The sequence below is a fragment of the Psychrobacter sp. CoH-33_TS_01 genome, assembly GCF_058189395.1.
This window is the reverse complement of record NZ_JBVGQI010000001.1, coordinates 452824-477170: the sequence shown is the minus strand read 5'-3', so window position 1 is coordinate 477170 and position 24347 is coordinate 452824. Positions and strand designations below refer to the sequence as shown.

Below are 24347 nucleotides of genomic sequence, written 5' to 3'. Positions count from 1 at the left end.
AATAGCCTTTTAGATAAGAAAATAGGCTAACAGGCTTAACACGATTTGGCCATTTTAACGGGAATAAACGCAAACAGCCACTACAAGAGGTAGTGGCTGCTGGTATTAAAATCATTCAATGCACGCTTACTAAACTAGCAAGCTAAGCAAAAATCCTAAGATTTTTCAGTTTTCATAGCTGCATTGTCTGCTTTCTTCGACTTAGCTTGCTCAGCTTGGCTAGCCTCAGCACCTTTCTCACTTTTAGCATCCATAGCTTTCGCATCTTTCTCATTAGCCTTAGCAGGTTGTGCTTTGGTGTCTTGCTTTTTAGCAGCTAAGTCTGGACGAGGGCTCAAAGTATCTGGCTTTAGCAGCTGACTGTTAAACTCTTCTTCTGAGTCTGCTCTATAGCCATCGGCTAGCTGGGCATCCATCTCATCGTCACGTTTTAGATGGAAGTCTGATTCGACGATTTGGGTCAGACGACGGGTTAGCTCATCAAGCGGCCATGGCCATAAGATAGGACGACCATCCTCGTTTAAGTACCAGCTGTTACAGCCACTGGTCCAAACTGTGCCGCCTAGCGCTTCGTTGACTTCTTCATAGAAAGCATCGGTAGCCTCTTGCGTTGGCTCCACTTCGCTAATCCCTTCACGGCGCATCCGCTCCATCCAATTTAGCACGTATCTCGATTGCGCTTCAGCAATAGGCACTAGTGATGAGTTGCCGATAGGGCTGTTGGGACCCATCAAAGTGAATAGATTCGGGAAGCCTGGGATCATCGTCGTATTATGAGCGATGGGGCCTTCATTCCAAGCCGCATCCAGCGGTATACCGTCACGACCTGTCACTTGCATAGGACGCATATAGGACTGCGCGTGAAAGCCTGTGGCAAACACTAAAATATCAAACTCATGCAATTGACCATCTTTAGTGACCACCCCTTGCGGATCAATACGCTCGATATTGCTGGTGCAGACCTCTACGTTGGGCTGCTGCACGGCATCATAAAATCTCGATGAGCTGATCATACGCTTACACATAGGCGCATAGTCAGGGGTCAATCGCGCGCGCAAGCCATCGTTGGCGACGCGAGACAAGCTGCCTTTGGCTCCCTTACTAAAGAAGCTGCGCTGCCAACCTGGGCTGAGTGGCGCTTGGAATAGATTGGTAAATAGTGACCCAAATGAATTGTAGGACAGTCTTTGAATCGCTGGGATTTTCTCGGCCAATTTACGCACAGGCTTAGGGATTGTGGGATTAGGGATACTGATGACCCACTGCGGCGTACGCTGAAATAAGGTCACTTGCTCACACTGCTCAGACAAGGCGGTGACGATCTGCACGCCCGTAGAGCCATTACCAATGATACCTACCCGCTTACCCTCTAACGGGACGCTGTGGTCCCAACGCGCGCTATGGAAGCTAGGACCTTCAAAGGTATCTTTGCCTGGGATATCGGGCATATTCGGATGATGCAGTACCCCAGTCGCACAGACTAGCACGTCGGCCTCATCCGTCTCACCAGATTTGGTTTTAATCTTCCAGCGGCCCTCTTCAAACTTGGCTTGGTCAATTTCACTATTGAACTTGATATATTCTGTTAAGCCGCGCTTTTCAGTCACCTCTTCAAAGTAGTCTCGCAGCTCATTGCCCGGAGCAAATACTTGGCTCCACTTAGGCGATAAGTCGTCTTGGTAGCAGTAAAAATGCGCAGGCACATCACAAGTTAAGCCCGGATAAGTGTTATCGCGCCAAGTACCGCCTACTGAGTCGGCTTTTTCATAGACCACAAAGTCAGTACTGCCAGCGCTCTTTAAGGTCTTCGCCATCGCGATACCTGACATGCCCGCCCCGATGATAGCGACTCTGGGCAAAGGCTTTTCGGGCTGATAACGCGGAAATTCACTGGCTTTAAACTTCAGCATTTGCTTGGTGAATAAGCGGTCAACCACCCCTAAAGCTAAGATGCCTGGATGCCAAACACGAATGGGCTCATAGGCCACTGCATATAACAGCATATCCACACCGGCCTCTAGCGACAGTTTAGGATAGCCGCTCCAAGCGTTTTGTGCAGGAGCAATCATATCGGTTTGCGTCAAAGGCAAATGCACTGTGGTCCAGTTGATACCATCGTGATAGGTCTCACAAGCGACACTCTCAGTAAAGCCGTCTAGCGCCATTTTTGAGCCGATATAAGCGCCAAAGCGTGGCGTGCCAGTGAGCTGCGTGCCCATCGTAGAGACATTGATGATGTGACCGCCGCTACCCGTAATGCGCATACGGTCTACCAAAGGAATGGTCAGGTTGATGGCACCAAAATAGTTGATTTTCATGACTCGATCATAGTCATGTAGACGGTCAGCGGCTTGGTAGATAGTACGGCGAATAGAGCGACCTGCGTTATTGATAATCGTATCAACACCGCCGTGCTCTTTGATAATTTGGGCAATAAGTTTTTCGCGGTCGGCGTCGTCACTTAAGTCACAAGTGTAGATAAAAGCTTTGCCATCATAATCGGCAGCTTCATCCGCCACTTCTTGTAGCAATTCGCTACGGCGCGCGACGAGTAGCACATGCGCCCCAGCTTTAAGCAGTGCTAAAGCGGCACCACGACCGACACCCGATGAGGCGCCCGTCACTAGAATGCGCTTGCCTTGTACTTTATGACGCAGCTCATCTGCAAATGAGCGTCCAGCCGCGAGTCTTTTTAAATGATTCAGACGGCGAGTAGGCTCGGCCTCCATAAGAAGATCGAAAATGCGGTCTTTGGGGGTGCGTTTCGGTTTTGCGTTGTCTTTGATATCCATATCAGTGTTGCTCCATATAACTCGTTTCGATACGCCATACTACCTGTATGGACGCGCTAATAGTAGAAACGCTAGTAACACACAAAGGGGTGGTATTCAGAGTGTTTTTATGGCCTCGAGAGACTCAATCATTGTCAGGCTCTAAATCCTAGCCCGAGTAGTCATAAGCAAGGAGTCCGTAACTAAAACCAAGCTACTACTGCTGTTACGCGGACAATCTCTAAAATCAATATTACTTATCAGGGTTACTAGATAAGCTATTATTCTACTATTAGCACGGCCGTATAAATTTTTTATAATGACTAACGAGTGTACACCCAAACCAGAACAAGCTATCCTTTCAAGGCATTATGTTATTGTTTAGAGACCCTACCCGAAAAACTTTAGATCATGGATGATCGCCTCAGTTTCATTAGCCGCTAACTTAAAAGAAGATAAGGATATCTTATGACCTCGCGCCACCCTGACATCATTACTGCCTCACAGATACTCGCCAAAATCCCTAGCCTGCTTAGAAAATTTTCTAAATTAAAAAAAGGCCTCAAGTACGCCACTAATGAGTATACTGACGTACATACCGGCCTCGGCTTTACTTTTGCCAATGCGGTCAAAGCCCATCCCGATGCTATCGCGGTTAAATTCGAAGATATGCAGCTGAGCTATCGGCAGCTTGATGAGTGGTCCAGCCAATTGGCCAACTATTTATTAGCGCAAGGGATGAAAAAAGGCGATGTCTTTGGGGTGGCTTTAGAAAACCGTCCTGAAATACTCTGTGCGTGTTTGGCAGCGGCTAAAACCGGTGCAATAGTGGCGCTAATCAACACTTCACAATCGGGTAAAGTCCTGATTCATAGTGTCAATCTGGTCAAACCAAAGCTGCTGATTATTGGGGCAGAGATGGCGGATGTATTGCAAGATGTGCGTGCAGAGCTTGACGTCCCTGATGATGGCTATTATTGGTGGGATGATAGAGATACCTATAACCATCAAGCCGATACCAGCCCGGTAGCTAGTGGTATGAACTCAATTGGGCCTATTATTCATGAGCAATCCAAAGTCTGTCCTGCAACCAGCAAAAATATCTTCTTAAAAGATCCGCTGTTTTACGTCTATACTTCAGGCACTACCGGTCTGCCCAAAGCGGTCATATTTAACCACGGTCGCTGGATGAAATCTTTTGGTCTGTTTGGTCACTCTTTTAACTTAAATGCTAAAGATACCCTGTATGTGACCCTACCTCTGTATCATGCGACGGCCATGGTGGTGTGCTGGAGCTGTGTGGTCGCAGGGGGCAGCGCTCTGGCGCTACAAAGAAAGTTTTCTGCCAGTACTTTCTGGGAAGATATCAAAAAGTTTGACGCTACCAGCTTTGGTTATGTAGGCGAACTCTGCCGCTATCTGATTGAGACCCCACCTAATGAAGCTGAAAAAGGCAACCGCGTGACCAAAGTCGTCGGTAATGGCCTGCGCCCAAGTATTTGGAAAGACTTCAAAACCCGTTTTGGCATCAAAGAAGTGTTAGAAATCTATGGCTCAAGTGAAGGCAACGTGGGCTTTTCTAACCTACTAAACTTTGATAACACTGTCGGCGTCTGCCCTATTCCTTTCAAGTTAGTCGCTTATGATCAAGAAGCCGGTGAGCCAATCCGTGGTAAAGATGGCTTTATGCAAAAGATTCGCGTGGGTGAAGTAGGTCTGCTATTGGGTGAAATCACGGATAAAGCCCCGTTTGACGGCTATACCAATGTCGAAAAGACCCAAGAAAAAATCTTTAAAGATGTCTTCGTAAAAGGCGATGCTTACTTTGATACCGGCGACTTGATGCGCGATATTGGCTTTAAACATTGTCAATTCGTTGACAGAGTTGGCGATACTTTCCGCTGGAAAGGCGAAAACGTCTCGACTACTGAAGTAGAAAGTATTATCGCGGACTGTACGGGCATTAGTGAGGCGATTGTCTATGGTGTAGAAATTGAAGGCACCAATGGCCGTGCTGGTATGGCCGCGATTACTTTAGACGATGGCGTAGTATTTGATGAAGCCTTTAGCAAGACATTCTTAGCGGAATTAAACAAGCATCTGCCAAGTTATGCTGTGCCGGTCTTCATTCGTTTGCTAAAAACGATTGAAACTACAGGCACATTTAAATATAAGAAAACCAACCTAAAAGACATCGCGTTTAACCCTGCCAAAACCGATGATGACTTATGGGTATGTTTGCCAAAAGATGATAAATTTACTCGTGTGGATGCGGCAGAATATGAGCGTATCCAAACCAATAATTATCGTTTCTAGATAAATAATGGCTTACAAAATAGTCTTAGATTAATAAAAAACCGCTTAATTTTTTAGGCGGTTTTTTTGTTTTAGGAAAAAGTAACCCCTTCTAGACTTCTTGAATCGTGATAATAACCCCCTCCTAACCTCCCCCTAAAAATAGGGGGAGGAACATTCTTAATAACACCGCTTTTGATTTGAAGTCCTCCCCTGGTTAGGGGTGAGAAGCACTGCTTCGCAAGGGTGGCGTCATCACCTTACAGTCGCCCGTAGGGTGCGCCCGGCGCACCATTAAACACCCCGATTTAAACGGTGCGTGGGACACACCCTACAGCCAATTAATAACATATTTGCGTAGGTTGGCTGGAGTTTACAACACCCAACATGATTTTGAATAAAGATACCGTAGCGTGGGTGATAACCCACGGAAATCATCCTCATAAAATATAAATAATCATTTTAAGAAAATCCCCCCGACCCCCTTTAAAAAAGGGGGTGTAAAACCCTCTGTTTTTTATACAATTACGTGTAGGGTGCGCCCAGCGCACCAATAAACACCCCGATTTAAACGGTGCGTAGGACGCACCCTACAGCCATTTAATAACATATTTGCGTAGGTTGGGTGGAGTTTACGACACCCAACATGATTTTGAATAAAGATACCGTAGCGTGGATGGAACGCACGGTATTTTAAACTCTACACAAAGTATTTCTTTGATGACCCTTAACCCCATCCTAGCCTTCCTGAGTCGTGATCAGCAAAGCATGTCTTTGCAGCGACGCAAGACAAGGGCTGTGCCCGCAGTAACCAGGGGAAGGAACATTCTTAATAATTGTTGCTTTGGCTTTGAAGCCCTCCCCTGGTCAGGGGAGGGTTTGGGTGGGGTCACTACCTTACAATCGCCCATAACATGAGTAACAACCCACGAATCACCACAAACAACCGCATTTTCAAACAGAAAAACACCCCCGTTATCGCAATTAACAGGGGCGTTATTCCGTTTTATCATGGTTTTTTGCATCATTTTCGGGCAGTTTGCCGTTATTATAGGCATAAATTTGTTATGATATGACGCCTTACGAGCTGAGAATCATTTTCATTGATTGTATGAATGCCGCGGGGCAAGAACGCCGCTGTCATTATTCACTGAGGGTAGTATGTCAAAATTTCACACTGAGACGGTGACGCATGTGCACCACTGGAATGAGTCACTATTTACGATTAAGACGACTCGGGACGCAGGTTTGCGCTTTCGTAACGGTGAGTTTGCAATGATTGGGATTATGGTCGATGGCAAGCCGCTGATGCGTGCCTACTCTATCGCCAGTCCCAATTATGAAGAGCATTTAGAGTTCTTTTCGATCAAAGTTCAAGACGGTCCATTGACCTCGCGCTTGCAGCATATCAAAGTTGGCGAAGAGCTGTTAGTCAGTAAGAAACCGACAGGCACGCTAGTCGTCGATGACCTATTACCCGGCAAGCATCTTTATATGATGTCAACGGGTACTGGTCTTGCACCATTCTTATCGCTTGCTCGTGACCCTGAGGTCTACGAGAAGTACGATAAGATTATCTTATGCCATGGTGTGCGCCGCGTAGAAGATTTGGCTTATCGCGAGATGTTTGAAGAGACCTTACCCAATGATGAGCTGTTCGGCGAATGGTTCCGTGAAAAGTTTATTTACTACCCAACGGTCACTCGCGAAGACTTCCGCAATACTGGTCGTATCACTGATTTAATGAAATCAGGTAAGTTGTTTGAAGATATCGGCCTGCCTGCGATGAATAAAGACGATGACCGAGTCATGATTTGCGGTAGTATGCCGTTTAACGCTGAAATCTCAGAGATTTTAGATGGCTTTGGTCTGACCGTATCGCCACGTATGGGCGTGCCTGCAGATTACCTAGTTGAGCGTGCTTTCGTCAGCTAAAAGCCTGTTGCTTAATATCTAAAAATGCTCAGCCATAAAAAAAGCTCATTACCGATTGGTGATGAGCTTTTTTTATGGCTGAATTTATTAGCCGTGAGTATCGGTTCAGAGACTTGCTAGTCACAAGGGATTTTAAATCCCTTGTGTTAAGCTTGCATATTTCGGATATAGCTGACTCCTAATATCTCTAGCTTCCAACATTAATACCTAATAAATACTAATAGCTAAGCCTATGCTTCGCTAGCCGCTTTAATTTTACGTAAGATACCTTTGATATCATCTGCAGTCATATACTTGGGTACTGCATAAGTATCGCTGACTTCTTTGGCCGCGGCTTTGGCCATAGCACCAAAGTTGTTTTCATCCATACCTTTGACGACCGGGTCAATCCCTAACGAGGTGATTAAGTCTTTAACTTCTTGGACAAATTCTGCAGCAATTTTTTCATCACTCGCTTTAGGATCTTTTGCAGTACCTATACGCTTGACCAGCTTGGCAATACGCTTCTCACTAGCCTTAGCATTAAACTCAAGCACATACGGCAGTACGATAGCGTTAGCGCGGCCATGAGGGATGCCATGATAGGCGCCCAACTGATGCGCGATAGCATGCACATAGCCCAAGCTACACTTATTTAAGGCTATACCTGCATTATGCGCGGCAATGCCCATAGCTTCACGGGCTTCTAAATCATTACCGTCAGCATAGGCTCTTGGTAGGTATTTGAAGACGTTTTTAGTCGCACTCGCCGCATAATAGTCTGAATCATGATCATTGAAGAGGCTCACCCAAGCTTCGATAGCATGAGTCAACACATCAATACCCGTGTCCGCAGTCACCTTAGGCGGCATGCCTTTCATCACATGCGGGTCTACCGCAGTGGCAATAGGCACCATTTTTGGATCAATAGCGATAGATTTCTGATGCGTGACATCGTCTGATACTACTGCACCGATGGTTGCTTCTGAACCGGTCCCTGAAGTAGATGGCAAGGCATATAACGGCAATGAAGGCTTTCTAGCTTTAAATAAACCTACTAATTTCTGTGGGCTACGACCACTACCTTGCGATAAGGCAATCATCTTAGCCGCATCAATAACAGAACCACCACCGATAGCAAGGACAGAATCACAACCGGCTTTTTTAGAGATCGCCAGTCCCGCTTCAATTACGCTATAGGTAGGATCGGGGGTGACGCCATCAAAGACGGTATATTGCACACCATGACTTTGTAAGTAGTTTACCGCCCCGTCAATCACCCCGAGCTTGGTTAGGATTTCATCGGTCACAATAAGCACATGTTTGCACCCCGCTTGCACCATAGACGCACACAACTCCTCTGTGGCCTGCTCACCGGTATACAGCATCGGGCGAGGCATAGGGATGTGTTTCATCGCCACACCCATGATTTTGGCGCGAGATTTTGCAATGGCAAGATAGCCATTATGGCTGACATTGGCAGGTACTAGGTTATGGATGGCATCGCTTGAACGTTGTACGAGAGTTTTGGCTAGCATAATCGAATCCTTTTGATGGTTGGGCAGCTATAGTCTATATTCTTAGGCTAGAGTAATAGGATAGCAGCAATAATGTACGCCTACCTTGCTGTATTGGGCTAGACTTATTAAGCGGTATAGCTCAGGCAGATTGTAATATAGGCTCTTGATACTACTATTATTTTAGAGTAATTGAGTGGTTATAACAGCTATAGGATAGAGTCTACCTAGACCCGACCCATTGCGTCAATTTATATCTTTGTATGTACAGTCAATGCATAACTTTTAGTAATATTTTTCACCAAGACCTTACCTGCTAATGACCCCATAACTTAATGCTAAAGCTGAAAACTCACCGCTAAATACAAAAAAATGGCCCACCAAAGTTGATGAGCCATTATTATTATCGAAATAAGCATGAATACTACTAGGTTAAATCTTACTGGGCTTGCCAACTACTAGCTTGTATTAGCCCAGTCCTTATTTATTGCGCCTTTGCTAATCTTGCAAAATTAGTCTCGTAGCATTAGCCGCGCAGCTCATTGCGTAAGATTTTACCTACTGTAGACTTAGGCAGCTCATCGATAAACTCGAAGGTGCGAGGGCGTTTATAGCCTGTTAGGTTTTCTTTGCAATGCTCTCTTAGCTCATCTTCGGTTAGGCTAGCATCTAACTTGACGACGAAGGCTTTTATCGATTGGCCCTTTTCAGGATGGTCAATCCCGACTACCGCAGCCTCATTGACCTTAGGATGCAGTCCTAATACGCCTTCGACTTCGTTAGGATAGACGTTGAAACCACTGATAATCAGCATGTCTTTTTTGCGATCAAAAAGCTTGATATAGCCTCGCTCATCGATAGCCGCCACATCACCGGTCTTGAGAAAACCATCTTCGGTGAAGAATTTGGTATTGTCTAAATTATGATAGCCTGCAATGACGTTGGCGCCTTTGATACACAGCTCGCCTTCTTCGTTAATTCCGAGTGGCTTACCTTGTTCATCGCGAATACTAATATCGATACCTGGTAAAGGTAAACCAATATTACCACTGTATTCAGTACTGGTAATAGGGCTTGCGGTACCACAGCCTAGGGTCTCTGACATGCCCCACCCTTCTAGCATACTACAGCCGGTCACTTCGCGCCATTTGGCGGCTGTGGCAGGGGTCGAGGCCATACCGCCAGCCATAGAGATTTTCAATTGCGAAAAATCTACCGAGCTGAAATCAGGATGGTTCAACAGGGCTTGGAACAAGGTATTGACGCCAGGGAAGATATGAAAAGGCTGCTCTGCCAAAGTCTTCACAAAGCCATCAATATCACGCGGGTTGGTGACTAAGGTAAAGTTAAAGCCACGACGTATGCCCAACATAGTCACGATAAAAGCGAAAATATGATACAACGGTAGCGCTAAGACAGCATTAATAACCGTACTATCTGGCAGCTCCTTATACATGGGGCCAAACCACTCATCAAACTGCACTGAGGCGCTGATGATATTACGGTGGGTAATCAAGATGCCTTTAGCTACGCCTGTGGTACCCCCAGTATACTGAAGAAATACCACGTCATCGAGAGCCTGAATAGGGCGTGAATAAGACAGCTTTTTACCTTTGGCAATCACCGTCTTTAGATCAGTAACTTTATGATGAGCATTAGATTTAAGCGAATAGCTTGGAATGGCTTTTTTTACGTACTTTGCCGCCAAATTCACTATCGTGCCTTTGGGAGTGCCCAGCATATCGCCTATCTTACTGATCACCACATGCTGAATATCTAGCTCGTCTACCACCTTCTCTAAAGTCGCGCAAAAAGGCTCTAAAATAAATATTGCGGCCGCCCCAGAATCTGCCAACTGATGCTTGAGCTCGCGGGGAGTATAGAGCGGATTGACCGACGTTAGCACGTGACCGGCGCGAATCACCCCAAGCAAGATTGGAATATACTGATTGACGTTCGGCATCATGATAGCAATCGTGGACTTGGGCGCTAAATTAAGGCTTTGTAACCAAGCACTGATATTACGAGCTGTAGCATTAATTTCATCATAAGAATAAGACACCCCCATATTGGTGCTGAATTTATAATTCGCAAAAGTGGCCAGATTCTCATCAAAAAAATGGGTCAACGAGCTATATTCGCCAATATCAACGTTGGCATCAACGCCTTCAGGATAACTCTTGGTCCAAAATCTTTCCATATTTGCTTTCCTTAGCTTAAGGGTGGGTTAAATATAATTAGGGGTTTAATATTGTTCAGTTGGATATATTAATTGCCCTATCATTGCTGAAATAAATTAAGTTTATGAGGATAAAAAAGGTCTGCTTGCTTTAAGTTTGCTGACTTTAAGGCGCTAATCCTTAGCAGGCCATTCTCATTCTCATAAAAATAACTTCAACTGATTTCACTCAGCTTTAATACTGGCCCACTTGACTGACAAGTGAGCCAACTGACTCAATAGCAATAACTGGCCGAGCTTATTTAACGCTTGAGATCACCTGCCACCCTGGGGTCGCCAAATGCTCGTTTTGATGCGCAAATAAAGGATGCGCCTTGGCTTCTTCTAGCGTCAAGACTGGTGTCACGCAGACATCGGCGGCGGCAAAGGCCTCAGCCCAATGGCTTAGTGGCTTGCTAGCAAAGGTGTCTTTAACCTGCTTGGCCGCGTCTTTGCTGTCGGGCATATTGGGCATGACACCCATCTGCCAATGCTTGGTCTTTAACTCAGGCAACTCCAGCACATCACACAGCCCTTGCCAGAATTTCAGCTCCAGCGAACCTACCGCCATATAGCGATCGTCTGAGGTTTTGTACAGACGGTAGCAAGGCAACAGACCGCCTAAGAAATCATACTGCGGTGGCGGATTCACCCCTGAGAAGCTCTTGACCAGATCTCCAGTAGCTTTTGGCATCACCATATGATTGTACAAGCTGTGGGTCATGCTCACAGAGATATGACGACCTTTACCCGTACGCTGCGCGGCAAACACGGCGGCTAATAGCGCGATGACTGCGGTATCACTACCACCGGCCAAATCAGCAAACTGGATATTGGGCATGGCTTGCTCACCCTTGGCAGTCTTTAATTGATCTAGCACGCCACTCATCGCCATAAAGTTGATGTCGTGACCGGCTTTATCGGCCCAATCGTGCTGGACCTCACTGTCGGCCATCCCAAAGCCGGTGATAGATACCATGACCAGTTTTGGGTTGAGCTCATGCAAGGTCTCAGCATCTAGTCCCATGCCTTTTAAGACGTCTGGACGGAAGCTGTCTAGCATCACATCAGCGTCTTTTAGGTGGTCTTTAATGGCTTGAATACCGGCTGGATCACGAAAGTTCACTTTCTCAGTGGTTTTGCCATGGTTTAAAGCGGTAAACAGGCCGCCTAAAGCACGGGCAGGATCGCCATTCTCAGGTTCAATCTTGACAATGTCTGCGCCCAAATCGGCCAGCAAACGGGTCGCAAAAGGACCTGGCAGGTTACGAGTCAAATCAACGACTCGCAACCCTGCTAGACAATCCGCCATTAGGTCAATGGGGGTATTGGCTGCATTAGGCATCGACAAACTCCTCACCTTTTTCGGCCATATCCACTACGATTTGAGCAGGGGCAAAACGCTCGCCGTATTTAGCGGCCAATTCACGGCTGCGCTCAACGAAGTTCTTCACTCCATAGGCATTAATGAACTGTAGCGTACCCCCTTGATGCGGCGCAAAGCCCCAACCAAAGATCGAGCCAATATTGGTATCGGCTACTGAACGCACCACGTTTTCTTCGACACAGCGCGCAGACTCATTGGCCTGAATGAACAGCAGACGATCGATCAAGTCTTGCATTGGTGGCTGTTTTTCTAATAGTGGGAAAGCATCGCTTAAGCCCGGCCATAGATGTTTTTTGCCATTTTCAGGATACTCGTAGAAGCCTTTGCCCTCTTTGCGGCCTAGACGCTTTAACTCGCCGCCCATCTTGTCGATCACGATGTCAGAAGGATGGGTCAATGCTGCTTTGCCTTCAGCGACCAGATCTTTATTGGTTTGGTCTCTTACGTGCATGGTCAAGCCTAAAGACACTTCGTCTTGCAAGGCTAGTGGCGGCATTGGCATACCCGCTTTCATACCGGCAACTTCGATGGCACGTGGCGTGATACCTTCGCCTAGCATAGCCATGCCTTCGGTCACATAAGTACCAAATACGCGTGAGGTATAGAAACCGCGGCTGTCATTGACCACGATTGGGGTTTTGCCAATCTGTAGCACATAGTCAAAAGACTTCGCCAAAGTTTCATCATCAGTCTCTTCACCCATGATGATTTCGACCAATGGCATCTTGTCAACTGGTGAGAAGAAATGCAGACCGATAAACTGGTTCGGACGCTGTGATACTTTCGCTAGACCTGTGATCGGCAAAGTAGAGGTGTTTGAGGCATAAACCGCTGTCGCTGGAATGACAGCTTCAGCTTGCTTAGTACATTCCGCTTTAATCTCGCGATTTTCAAACACCGCTTCGATGATTAGATCACAGCCTTCGAGATCGTCATAGGATACGGTGGTTTTGATTTTGCCAAGCAGCGCTTCTTTTTTCTCTTTGGTCGAGTGACCACGGCTTATCGCTTTATCGAGAATCTTGGTCGAGTAGTCTTTACCCTTCTCTGCAGACTCAATATCACGGTCCAATAAGACCACTTCCATGCCGGCTTTGGCCGAAACATAAGCGATACCTGCGCCCATCATACCCGCGCCAAGGATACCCACTTTTTTGGTTTTATATTGCGCAAAGCCTTCAGGACGCGACTGGCCTTTTTTGATCTTGTTCAGCTGTACCCACAGAGTGCCGATCATATTGCGTGCTTCTTGTGACATGGCACAAGCGACGAAATAACGTGACTCTACTTTTAACGCGGTATCGATATCCAGCAAGCTGCCTTCAAATACACTAGACATAATGTGCTTGATCGCCGGATAGTTGCCCTGTGACTTTTGATTGGCCATGGCTGGTGCAATAGACCAAACCTGTCCAACCTGCGGAGTCATGCTACCGCCGCCTGGGATCTTAAAGCCTTTTTTATCCCAAGGTTGTTGTACTTTCGGGTTGGCTTTGATCCATTCTTTGGCTTTGGCTAGCAAATCGTCTTTGTCAGTAGCGACGTCATCGATCAGACCGATATCTTTCGCAGCACCAGGGCGCAGCTCTTTACCTTGGGTCATAAGCTCTAAAGCTTTTTGGATACCGACCAAACGTGGTAGGCGCTGAGTACCACCACCACCTGGTAGCAAGCCAATTTTTACTTCTGGCAGGCCGAGCTTGGTCTTAGGAGAGTCAATAGCAATGCGATAATGGCAACCTAACGCCACTTCTAGACCACCGCCAAGCGCTGTACCGGTCATAGCCGCTACGATAGGCTTGCCACAAGTCTCAAGCTTACGCATGCTGCTCTTCATGTCTTCGACCAGCTCAAAAGCTTGCTCAGCGGTCTCAATAGCAGTCATTGAGTCAATATCAGCGCCGACGATAAAGGTGTCTTTACCTGAGGTAAGGATCAAGCCCTTGGCTGAATCATCAGCGACGAAAGCGTCTGCTAAAGTGGCGTAAGCTGGGTTAAAGTCAGGGCCTAGCACGTTCATTTTACGATCGGCTTGATCGATCGTTAAGGTAACGATGCCATCAGCGTCTTTTTCAGCAGAGAAATTTGGTAGCGCGTTCATGGTAGCGCAAACATCAGTAGTCATGTTATGTCCTTATAAATTTAATAATCAGTCAGTCTGGATATGGGAATGCATTTAAGCGGTCAAAAGCGATTAGCAGCAATCAATAATTAAAGACGCTCAATAATAGTCGCAACACCCATACCAGCACCCACACAAAGAGTCACTGCAGCGTATTTTAGGCCGCGACGCTCAAGCTCATCTAAAGCCGTGCCTAATAAGATGGCCCCTGTAGCTCCTAGTGGGTGACCCATGGCGATAGCGCCACCATTGACGTTGATTTTATCTAATGGGATACCCAAGTCTTTTGCAGTCTTCAGTGGTACTGCTGCAAAGGCTTCGTTAACTTCCCACAGATCGATATCGTCTACCGTCAAACCCGCTTTATCTAAAGCTTTTTGTAGCGATGGCGTAGTACCAGTCAACATGATGGTTGGCTCAGAACCGATCGCTGCGGCCATAACAATCTTGGCACGAGGCTTTAGGCCTGCTTTTTTACCCGCAGCTTCGCTACCTAGCAACATCAAGGCTGCACCATCAACGATACCTGAAGAGTTACCGGCATGGTGGATGTGATCGATGCTTTCTATTTGAGTGTATTTTCTTAAGACCACATCATCAAAACCCATTTGACCTGGCATAGTGAAAGAAGGGTTAAGGCTGCTCAACGACTCAACCGAACTGTCAGGACGAATAGTCTCATCACGCTCAAGTATGGTCATGCCATTAATGTCTTTGACAGGGAGGACCGACTTATCGAAGTAGCCTTTTTCCCAAGCATTGGCCGCTTTTTTATGCGATTCAACAGCAAAGCTGTCGACGTCTTGACGACTAAAGCCTTCAATCATAGCGACAGTATCGGCACTGACACCTTGAGGGACAAAATCCGTCGAATCATTAACGCGAGGGTCCATATACCAGGCCCCGCCATCTGAGCCCATTTTTGCGCGGCTCATAGATTCGATACCACCGGCGACTACCATGTCTTCCATTCCAGACATGATTTTGGCAGCGGCTAGGTTGATTGATTCTAGTCCTGAACCACAAAAGCGGTTAAGGGTAACGCCCGCAACTGACTCGTCCCAACCGGCATCAATGACTGCGACACGAGCGATATCTGAGCCCTGCTCACCGACCGCGCTCACACAGCCCAGTACCACATCGTCTACTTGCGAGGTATCTAGATTGTTACGTTCTTCTAGAGCTTTTAATAGACCACGCACCAGCCAAATAGGAGTAACTTGGTTCAATGCGCCGCCTTTTTTGCCTTTACCACGTGGCGTACGAACATAATCGTAAATATAAGCTGTCTCAGTCATGAAAAATCCTTTTTTATCGGTAATTAATGATGTTAATAAATTAAGGTATTGAGAAGACCTACGCCTTCTCAATGAAAGTAATAAATAAAATAATGTGTAGGCTGTTATTTATACGCTAATGATTGATCTGGTGTTCATTAACCCATACCCAGCCTTGTGGCCATTACATAAAGCGTGAAGCCAACTCTTTCATGATTTCGTTAGTACCACCGTAGATTTTCTGGACGCGAGAGTCAGCATATAGACGCGCGATTGGGTACTCGGTCATATAACCGTAACCACCGAACAACTGCAAGCACTCATCCATCACGCGGCACTGCTTTTCAGTCACGTAGTATTTGATCAATGAGGCATGTGGAACAGAGAGTTTATTTTCTAACAGTGCTTCGACTGCAGCGTCTGTCATAGCACGACAAGCTAGGTAATCGGCATAGCATTCAGCCAATTTGAAGCGAGTATTCTGGAATTTCCAGATAGGCTTACCAAAGGCTTCACGCTCTTTGGTGTAATCAATGGTCAAGTCGATAGCCAGACGCATTGCACCGACACCGGTTAGACCAATGATCAGACGCTCACGCGGCAACTCTTGCATCAGTTGGAAAAAGCCCATGCCTTCCATACTACCCAATAGGTTTTTTTGTGGCACACGCATATTGGTGAAATGCAGCTCTGAAGTATCTTGTGAGGCCAGACCAACTTTCTTCAGGTTACGGCCACGACCGAAGCCTTCTGTCTTGTCGGTCTCTACGACAATCAGTGAGACGCCTTGAGCGCCTTTTTCACGGTCGGTTTTACAAGCGATAATCACTAGGTTGGCCAGCTGACCGTTGGTGATGAAAGTCTTAGAACCGTTGATGATATAGTCATCACCATCTTTTACCGCATAAGTTTGGATATTCTGTAGATCCGAGCCTGTACCTGGCTCAGTCATCGCGATAGCCGCGATATATTCGCCAGTAGCCATCTTCGATAACCAATCTTTCTTTTGCTCTTCAGTACCGTGATTCAAGATATATGGAGCCACAATACCTGAGTGAATTAGACCACCAAATCCGGCTTGGTTGGCTTGCGCTTGCGCATAAAGAATAGCGGCTTCGTGACCGAAATCACCGCCACCACCACCGTACTCTTCTGGCATAGAGGCACATAAAAAGCCCATCTCGCCGGCTTCTTCCCAAGCGGCACGATCAATTACGCCTGCTTCAAGCCATCTTTCATCATGCTCGTCCCAAGACTTGAACATCTTGTAAGCGCTCTCTTGCACCATTTGATGTTCTTCGGTCATCCATTTCGGCGTAAAGTGTTCAATACTCATGTGATCTATCCCTAGCGTTTAGCTTTCCATTGAAAATAAGGTAAGTGGTAAAAATAAGCTATTTATGCGAAATCAAATAAAGCAAGATACTTTATTATATTAGCTATGGTAATATACATTACCGTAATGAGCAAACATTATATATCTTTATAATATTCGTTCTTGGCGTATCCATGATAGAAAATAAATAACAGATTCGCAATGTATAACCGACCAATGGTAATATCGATTACCTTTTGCTGAAACTGCCTTTAATTTCAGTAGCCAATGCTCTCATTACTCCTTGATATACAAACGGAATTACCGCAAACGCCCTAATTCAATAGACTAAGGAAGCTTTTCAATTATGACTGATCAAGATGCTAATAACCCCTTAAAGGGCGATAATACCTACGAGCTTTATAGCACCCACCCTAGGGATGACTGGCCAGTTCTGCCACCGTTATCTAGTATGCGTGCCTCTACCCTCGATAAAATCGAAAATGCGGTCATACATTTATTCGCCGGGCATGATGCCAATGAAGTGACTATGAAACAAATTGCAGCGGAAGCGAATGTCTCCCTGCAGACCCTGTATAAGTACTTTGGCGACAAACAGACGCTTATTTATACGATTTTGGACCGGGTACTAGGACGCTTGGCAGCGCGGATGATCGATCACTTACAAGGTATCGACAGTGTGCAGGAACGCTTACGCAAGACCCTTTGGGTTTGCTTTGATTTTGTCGACTCCCACCCAAATACGGTCATGGTGTTATCGACAGCAGTACCGGTCTCGCGCTATCGCAACATTGCGATTTATGAGAATAAAGAACTCATCGGGGCATTTTTGAAACTATTGGTCGATGGGCAAAGCCGCGGCGTCCTTGATGACCAAGTGCCTTTATATGTCCTCTTAGATGTGTTTATGGGCTTTATCAGTCGTTTAGGCTTGATGCATATCGTTCGCCGGACCCCAACACCGATGAATGACCAGTTTGAGGCTTTGTTTGATATTCTATGGCGCTCCGTCGCTAAGCCGGCCAACCCGCTCTAACCCTGCGGGGTGTTAGACAAAACGCAAAAAGGTCAGAGCCTAGGCTCTGACCTTTTTTTGCGTCTCTATGCCAATGAGAGGATAGAGACTTTCAAGAGATTGCAGCTATTAACACTTAGTATCTATTAACACTTAGTATCTATTAACACTTAGTATCTATTAACACTTAGTATCTATTAACACTGACTATCTATTAATACTAAGTAGCTATTAATGCTAAGCATCCGTTAATACTAAGCACACGTTATCAATGCCGGCTATTACATAAAGCGTGAAGCCAGCTCTTTCATGATTTCGTTGGTACCGCCGTAGATTTTCTGGACGCGAGCATCCGCATACAAGCGAGCGATTGGATACTCGGTCATATAACCGTAACCGCCGAACAGCTGCAAGCACTCATCCATCACACGGCACTGCTTTTCAGTCACGTAGTATTTAATCAATGAGGCATGCGGTACCGACAGTTTATCTTCTAAAATAGCTTCAACAGCGGCATCACACATGGTGCGGCAAGCTAGATAATCAGCATAGCACTCAGCCAATTTAAAGCGGGTATTTTGGAATTTCCAGATAGGCTTACCAAAAGCTTCACGCTCTTTGGTGTAGTCAATGGTCAAGTCGATCGCCAGACGCATAGCACCGACACCGGTTAGCGCGATGATCAGACGCTCACGTGGCAACTCTTGCATTAGCTGAATAAAGCCAAGCCCCTCGACGCTGCCCAATAGATTCTTTTGTGGCACACGCATATTGGTGAAGTGCAGCTCTGAAGTATCTTGTGCCGATAGACCAATTTTCTTCAGGTTACGACCACGACCAAAGCCTTCGGTCTTATCAGTCTCAACGACGATTAGCGAGATGCCTTGAGCGCCTTTTTCACGGTCGGTTTTACAAGCGATGACCACTAGGTTGGCCAGCTGACCGTTGGTGATAAAGGTCTTAGAACCATTGATGATGTAATCATCACCATCCTTGACCGCATAAGTTTGGATATTCTGCAGATCCGAGCCTGTACCTGGCTCAGTCATCGCGATGGCTGCGATATACTCACCGGTAGCCATCTTGGTTAGCCAGTCTTTTTTCTGCTCTTCGGTACCGTGGTGCAAGATATAGGGAGCGACGATACCTGAGTGGATCATACCGCCAAAACCAGCTTGGTTGGCTTGCGCTTGCGCATACAGCAGCGCTGCTTCGTGACCGAAATCACCACCGCCGCCACCGTATTCTTCTGGCATAGAGGCACATAAAAAGCCCATCTCGCCCGCCTCTTCCCAAGCAGAGCGATCTAATGAGCCATTTTCGCGCCACTGTTCATCGTATTTGTCCCAAGACTGAAACATCTTAAGGGCACTGTCATGTACCATTTGATGCTCTTCAGTCATCCATTTCGGCGTAAAGTGTTCGATACCCATAGCATTGTTCCTTGGCTTATAGCGCTCTGTTAAAACAACAGAGGGCTTAAAAATAATGTCATTATCCCAATACAAAGTGCTTAAGACTTACAACCCATAGCATACGGTAATTAAAATTACTATTTGGGTAAAATCTGGCATCTTTGTTTTATTGGGCATTGATAGCTACATCATAAAAAATATAATTCATAACCGCAATATACCTATCATTAATAGTAATCTTTATTACTATTTGTATAAATAAACATTTTATAGTGATTTTATAAATAGGTATCTGCTTATTTGATATCTCTAACTGCAGGCTATTGGTAGATTTTTAGTCATCGTTTATGACCATAACTTTGCTATCTATCCTGGTTATACCCCTGAATAAAAACCTTAATAAATTCTAATATATCAAATATTTAGGATAACCTACCAGAAAGTTAGATTTAATTAATATGTCATGCTAATCTGTCACTATATAGCCTACTACGGACAGTCGGGCGACCCCCACTATCCTGTGACGTCTCTATAAAAGTGCTCTCATTGCACAGCTGACTTTAGCCGCTGCCGCATGAGAGTGGTCTCAATATTCGCCTCTATACAGGATAGCCCTTATGACAAAGCCCGTGGATCACCCCGATCTCGCCAGCCGCCCCTTACATAACTTAATCACTGACTCGCAGCGCGACGATGCTGCCAAGCCTACCGTCAACCGCCGCCGGTTCATCCATGGTTTAGGGGCTAGTGCTGCGGCGCTGAGTCTGGCGGCCTGTGGTGGCGATGACGACTCAATATGGCAAGGGGGCAATGCATCAGACGCGGTCACTTTTACCCATGGGGTGGCCAGTGGCGATCCGCTACAAGAGTGCGTGATACTGTGGACCCGCGTCGTGCCTGCCAGCCGCCAAGCCTCTGTCAAAGTGACGTGGCGTATAGCTACAGACGCTGATATGAGCACTATCGTCAACCAAGGTGAGGCTACCACTAGTGCCGCCAACGACCATACATTAAAGGTCGATGTCGATAAGCTGTCGCCCAACACCGTCTACTATTATCAGTTTGAGTCGGCAGGCGTGAAAAGCCGCATAGGTAAAACCAAAACCCTGCCCAGCGGTGACGTCTCCAAGGTCAAACTGGCGGTATTTAGCTGTGCCAACTATCCGGCAGGCTATTTCCATGCCTATGCCGATGCGGCCAAACGCCAAGACATCGATGTCTGCGTGCATCTCGGCGACTATATTTATGAGTATGGTCGTACCGTGTTGGTCACTACCGATATCGGGCTGACTGAAGAGACCGCTTATGCCTCTGCCAATGCCAAAGCGCTAGACCGTGAAGTAGAACCCGCTAATGAAATCACCACCATCAGCAACTATCGCCGCCGCTATGCCCAGTACCGTAGTGACCCCAATCTGCAAGACTTACATGCTAGCGCGCCGATGATTTCGGTGTGGGATGACCATGAATTCTGTAACGACGCTTATAGAGATGGCGGTGAAAACCACCAACCTGATAAAGAAGGCGATTGGGAAGACCGTAAACTCGCCGCCATGACCGCCTATCACGAGTGGCTGCCTACCCGTAATAGCGTCATCAATAACATCACCCGCAGCTTTGACTTTGGCAACCTGCTAAGCCTACATATGATGGATACTCGCATCATCGGTCGTGACCAACCGCTCGACTATGGCAACTATGTCGAGACGGATGGCAGCTTTAAAGGACTGGCCTTCTTCGGAGATTTACTGAAAAAAGACCGTGGCCTACTCGGTCTAAATCAACAAAACTGGCTAGCGACCCAACTGCAAAAGTCTACAGCCACATGGCAAGTATTAGGACAGCAAATCCTGATGGGTAAAATGTGGATTCCCGCCCCGCTCCTGCTCAACTTCAATGACCCGACTACTGGCGTCCCTGTGCCCACCTATTTTCAGATATTAGCGAAGCAGCAAGCCGCGCCTGAGTCATTAACCGATACCGAAAAATATATCTTAGCGCAGCCGGCTATCCCGTATAACCTAGATGCTTGGGATGGCTATAGCGCTGCCCGTGATAACTTGTTAAGTCTGGCCAAGGCCAATAACGCTAACTTGGTCGTGCTGGCCGGTGATACCCATAACGCTTGGGCGAATGACTTAAAAGACAGTAAGGGTGATGCCGTGGGTGTCGAGTTTGCGACCAGTTCGGTCAGCTCGCCAGGCTTTGAAGAGTATCTGTCTGATATTCCTCCTGCGCAATTTGCCGCCGCGCTACCAGGACTCGTGCAAGGTGGTACGCTTAAATATGCCAATACCAATGAGCGCGGCTATATGCTGATTACGCTGACCCCGAGCGAGTGTCAGTCTGAGTGGATCTTAGTCAGTGATATCCTCAAGCCGACTTACTCTGCTGAGGTCGGTAAAACGCTGCGTGTGAAAGCGGGTGAGAATAAGATTACTGAGGTTGGTATATAAGCCAGTGAGCACCTAATTTAGCTGTATTTATGATTTTGTAATCCGCTAAATTGGGGGCTTAGTGTTGATGCTAAGCTTGATGACCTAATTAATTTGCATTTTATGCCAATCGATAGTGCGAAAACCCTTGACGGGCATCAATAAGTTGCTATAATACGCACCCTACATAGCACGATATTGCTGCTAACCCTACATGCCGGTGTGGTGGAATGGTAGACACGACGGATTCAAAATCCGTTGCCTATAAAGCGTGTCGGTTCAAGTCCGACCACCGGTACCATATACGAAACCCTTGAGGCTTATTGCTTTCAAGGGTTTTTTATTGTTTGTAGTTAATGAGTATCTTAGAGTAACTTCTTGGCCAACATTATATTTAAGTCTTTAGCTTACTATTATTGTTTGTAAAATTTTTTCAACATAGAAAGTCAGAAAAGTATAATTAACGAAAGTCACGACAGAGATAATTGATAAAAATGTGATAGACAGGAGATTTCAATTATTTGTATATTTTCATATCAACACTACGTTAAATCTAGTTTCGCATCACTAATAGTGAGATGAACATAATGAGTAAATAAATACAAATATTACTATGCTATAGTTGAGCAAGCCTTATATTTAATAGGCTTTCAATGATTCAACGATCTAATATACTTTTAATTTTAATAAACAATATTTGAGTTTTATATGAAATATCTTAGTTTCTTTAGTGGTGCATTAGGACTAGATCTTGGGCTTGAAAAAGCAGGATTTGAACCACTTATGGTATGTGAAGTAGATAAATTTTGCATTTCAACTATAAAAACAAACAAGCCGAATGTCCCTTTAATAGAGGACATAAGGGATTACTCTGTTTCTGATATAAGGACAATTGCTGGTATAACAGAAAACGATAGTGTTGATTTAGTTATTGGAGGGCCGCCATGCCAAGCTTTTTCTACAGCTGGATCTAGAAAGTCATTTGAAGACGAACGTGGCAACGTTTTTATAAAATACCTTGAACTTGCTACAGGTCTCAATGCTAAGTTTATTGTAATCGAAAATGTAAGAGGGTTACTATCAGCTCCATTGAAACATCGCCCGCACAACCAGCGTGGAGAAGGCTTTCCTCCCCTAACTAATGAAGAAATGCCGGGCGGAGCTCTTAAGTATATATTGTCTTTTTTAGAAAGTAAGGGCTATGGCATATCATTTAACCTTTATAACTCAGCTAATTATGGTACACCTCAAATTAGAGAAAGAATAGTTATTGTCGCCTCCATAGACGGGAAGAAACTTCCATATTTAAACCCTACACATTCTGATGATGAATCTTGGGGGTTACCACCATGGAATACATTTGAAAGTGCTGTATCTAATCTGTCTGATCACGATAATGAGGAATGCGCTGTCTTCCCAGAAGGTAGATTGAAATATTATAGAATGATTGGCCCCGGCGGTAACTGGAAGTCCTTACCTGAAAATTTACAACGAGAAGCTATGGGAAACGCTTATAATTCAGGAGGTGGCAAGACAGGATTTTTTAGGCGATTAGCTTGGAATAGACCAAGTCCCACGTTATTGACTAGTCCGACAATGCCTGCCACAGACTTGGCCCATCCAATAGAAGATAGGCCATTAAGTGTGGCAGAATATGCTCGAATTCAGGAGTTTCCTGATGAATGGTTTTTTGCGGGAAAGACCAAGGATAAATACAAACAAATTGGTAATGCCGTGCCAGTAAGCCTTGGCTTTGCCATTGGCAATCTACTGAAAAACCACGTTGCTGGTATTGATATAACTCCGCCTGTTGATTTTAAGTTTTCTAGGTACAAATTTACTAATGATACAAACTGGTTAAAATCAATTAAGAAATAACTCCTCTATTACTTTTACTTTTTTAGATATAAAGTGAAAAGCTTAGTTTTAATAAATTAATTATTTCGCACATTTGAAAGATACTTCCTTACAAACTGGATAAAGCCATTCTCACTAAGATTATTACTGGCATTTAGGCAAGGAAAAGCTTCCCAGTTTGTCGCGCCTGATCTGGAAAAGGTTCTATGCCACTTTATAATTTGAGTGCCCTGACGGATTGCGCTACTTGATGAATTCTCAGAGTTATCTCTATTTTTTACCTGCAGGAGGCTCCACTCTTCACCAGGCTTTACTGGTGGTCGAATAAAATCTACTGCTTTTACAGTTGATCCTGAGCACCAAACCCATCCTTCTGGCTCGATTACAGATGCTATATAACGCTCAAGCAAATCTCCTATTATATTTTCTGCAGCCATAGATGCCATATGTAGGTGCTTTGCTTCCTCTAGCTTATAATCAGGGATATCAAAATAGATGTTCAATATTTCAGATACCATTTCATCTGGAGTAGTTGAAGGAAGTTTTGGGGCTCTAATATACCTAGATGTATTAAAATTATTAGCTAGCTTTGTTATGTATTCTTGAGAACCGTCTAGTATATTTAGACTTCTTGACTTTGGAGCTAGTTCTGTATTTATAGACAGACATAGAATGAGGCTTTCAAAACTCCCTGTTAAACTGGGATTGATTCTATTCATTTCGTGTGCAGCAAAAACATGTGCGTTAGGTATAAATTGCATATTTCCATCCAACAAATTTTGAAATAT

Annotated in this window: 14 protein-coding genes and 1 tRNA gene; 6 read left to right on the top strand and 9 right to left on the bottom strand. The window is 45.5% G+C overall.

Annotated features, from left to right (window positions below):
* Nucleotides 1-155: 155 nt before the first annotated feature.
* Nucleotides 156-2792, bottom strand: a complete 2637-nt coding sequence (locus tag ACZ2XM_RS01925) for an SDR family NAD(P)-dependent oxidoreductase (protein WP_490588510.1) — start codon at nucleotides 2790-2792, stop codon at nucleotides 156-158.
* A gap of 447 nt (nucleotides 2793-3239) precedes the next feature.
* On the opposite strand from ACZ2XM_RS01925, the gene ACZ2XM_RS01920 reads away from it, so the two are divergent.
* Nucleotides 3240-5087, top strand: a complete 1848-nt coding sequence (locus tag ACZ2XM_RS01920) for a long-chain-acyl-CoA synthetase (protein ID WP_490588511.1) — start codon at nucleotides 3240-3242, stop codon at nucleotides 5085-5087.
* Between the two features lie 1140 nt (nucleotides 5088-6227).
* Nucleotides 6228-7001, top strand: coding sequence for a ferredoxin--NADP reductase (locus ACZ2XM_RS01915; protein WP_201497417.1), 774 nt, complete (start codon nucleotides 6228-6230; stop codon nucleotides 6999-7001).
* Nucleotides 7002-7231: 230 nt separating this feature from the next.
* Here the strand turns inward: ACZ2XM_RS01915 and ACZ2XM_RS01910 are convergent, their stop codons facing one another.
* The 6 genes from ACZ2XM_RS01910 to ACZ2XM_RS01885 form a co-directional block, all read right to left on the bottom strand.
* Nucleotides 7232-8518: an iron-containing alcohol dehydrogenase gene (locus ACZ2XM_RS01910; RefSeq protein WP_490588512.1), complete on the bottom strand. Its 1287-nt coding sequence runs from the start codon at nucleotides 8516-8518 to the stop codon at nucleotides 7232-7234.
* A gap of 505 nt (nucleotides 8519-9023) precedes the next feature.
* On the bottom strand, nucleotides 9024-10697 hold the full coding sequence (locus ACZ2XM_RS01905; RefSeq protein ID WP_490588513.1) for an AMP-binding protein: 1674 nt from the start codon (nucleotides 10695-10697) through the stop codon (nucleotides 9024-9026).
* A gap of 277 nt (nucleotides 10698-10974) precedes the next feature.
* Nucleotides 10975-12060 carry a CaiB/BaiF CoA transferase family protein gene (locus ACZ2XM_RS01900; RefSeq protein WP_490588551.1) on the bottom strand — a complete coding sequence of 362 codons (1086 nt, stop codon included), beginning with the start codon at nucleotides 12058-12060 and terminating at the stop codon, nucleotides 10975-10977.
* Complete coding sequence (locus ACZ2XM_RS01895; protein ID WP_490588514.1) at nucleotides 12053-14227, bottom strand: 3-hydroxyacyl-CoA dehydrogenase NAD-binding domain-containing protein; 2175 nt, start codon at nucleotides 14225-14227, stop codon at nucleotides 12053-12055. The genes ACZ2XM_RS01900 and ACZ2XM_RS01895 overlap by 8 nt, the downstream gene beginning before the upstream one ends.
* Before the next feature lie 86 nt (nucleotides 14228-14313).
* Nucleotides 14314-15522, bottom strand: a complete 1209-nt coding sequence (locus ACZ2XM_RS01890) for an acetyl-CoA C-acetyltransferase (RefSeq protein ID WP_490588515.1) — start codon at nucleotides 15520-15522, stop codon at nucleotides 14314-14316.
* A gap of 163 nt (nucleotides 15523-15685) precedes the next feature.
* Nucleotides 15686-16837 (bottom strand): acyl-CoA dehydrogenase family protein, encoded by a 1152-nt coding sequence (locus ACZ2XM_RS01885; protein ID WP_490588516.1) that lies wholly within the window; start codon nucleotides 16835-16837, stop codon nucleotides 15686-15688.
* A gap of 346 nt (nucleotides 16838-17183) precedes the next feature.
* Here ACZ2XM_RS01885 and ACZ2XM_RS01880 point away from each other — a divergent pair, with 346 nt between their 5' ends.
* The gene (locus ACZ2XM_RS01880; RefSeq protein ID WP_490588517.1) at nucleotides 17184-17873 is read left to right on the top strand and encodes a TetR/AcrR family transcriptional regulator; all 690 of its coding nucleotides are present in this window, start codon (nucleotides 17184-17186) and stop codon (nucleotides 17871-17873) included.
* Between the two features lie 260 nt (nucleotides 17874-18133).
* Here the strand turns inward: ACZ2XM_RS01880 and ACZ2XM_RS01875 are convergent, their stop codons facing one another.
* A complete protein-coding gene (locus tag ACZ2XM_RS01875) occupies nucleotides 18134-19285 on the bottom strand; it encodes an acyl-CoA dehydrogenase family protein (RefSeq protein WP_490588518.1) in 1152 nt (383 codons plus the stop codon).
* A gap of 599 nt (nucleotides 19286-19884) precedes the next feature.
* Between ACZ2XM_RS01875 and ACZ2XM_RS01870 the strand changes: the two genes are divergently transcribed.
* The 3 genes from ACZ2XM_RS01870 to ACZ2XM_RS01860 all read left to right on the top strand — a co-directional run bounded on the left by ACZ2XM_RS01870 (nucleotide 19885) and on the right by ACZ2XM_RS01860 (nucleotide 23580).
* Nucleotides 19885-21723 (top strand): alkaline phosphatase D family protein, encoded by a 1839-nt coding sequence (locus ACZ2XM_RS01870; RefSeq protein WP_490588519.1) that lies wholly within the window; start codon nucleotides 19885-19887, stop codon nucleotides 21721-21723.
* Between the two features lie 195 nt (nucleotides 21724-21918).
* Nucleotides 21919-22003, top strand: a tRNA-Leu gene (locus ACZ2XM_RS01865).
* A gap of 407 nt (nucleotides 22004-22410) precedes the next feature.
* Nucleotides 22411-23580: a DNA cytosine methyltransferase gene (locus tag ACZ2XM_RS01860; RefSeq protein WP_490588520.1), complete on the top strand. Its 1170-nt coding sequence runs from the start codon at nucleotides 22411-22413 to the stop codon at nucleotides 23578-23580.
* Nucleotides 23581-23636: 56 nt separating this feature from the next.
* Here ACZ2XM_RS01860 and ACZ2XM_RS01855 read toward each other — a convergent pair whose 3' ends face one another.
* Nucleotides 23637-24320 (bottom strand): SinI family restriction endonuclease, encoded by a 684-nt coding sequence (locus ACZ2XM_RS01855; RefSeq protein WP_490588521.1) that lies wholly within the window; start codon nucleotides 24318-24320, stop codon nucleotides 23637-23639.
* Between the last annotated feature and the right edge of the window lie 27 nt (nucleotides 24321-24347).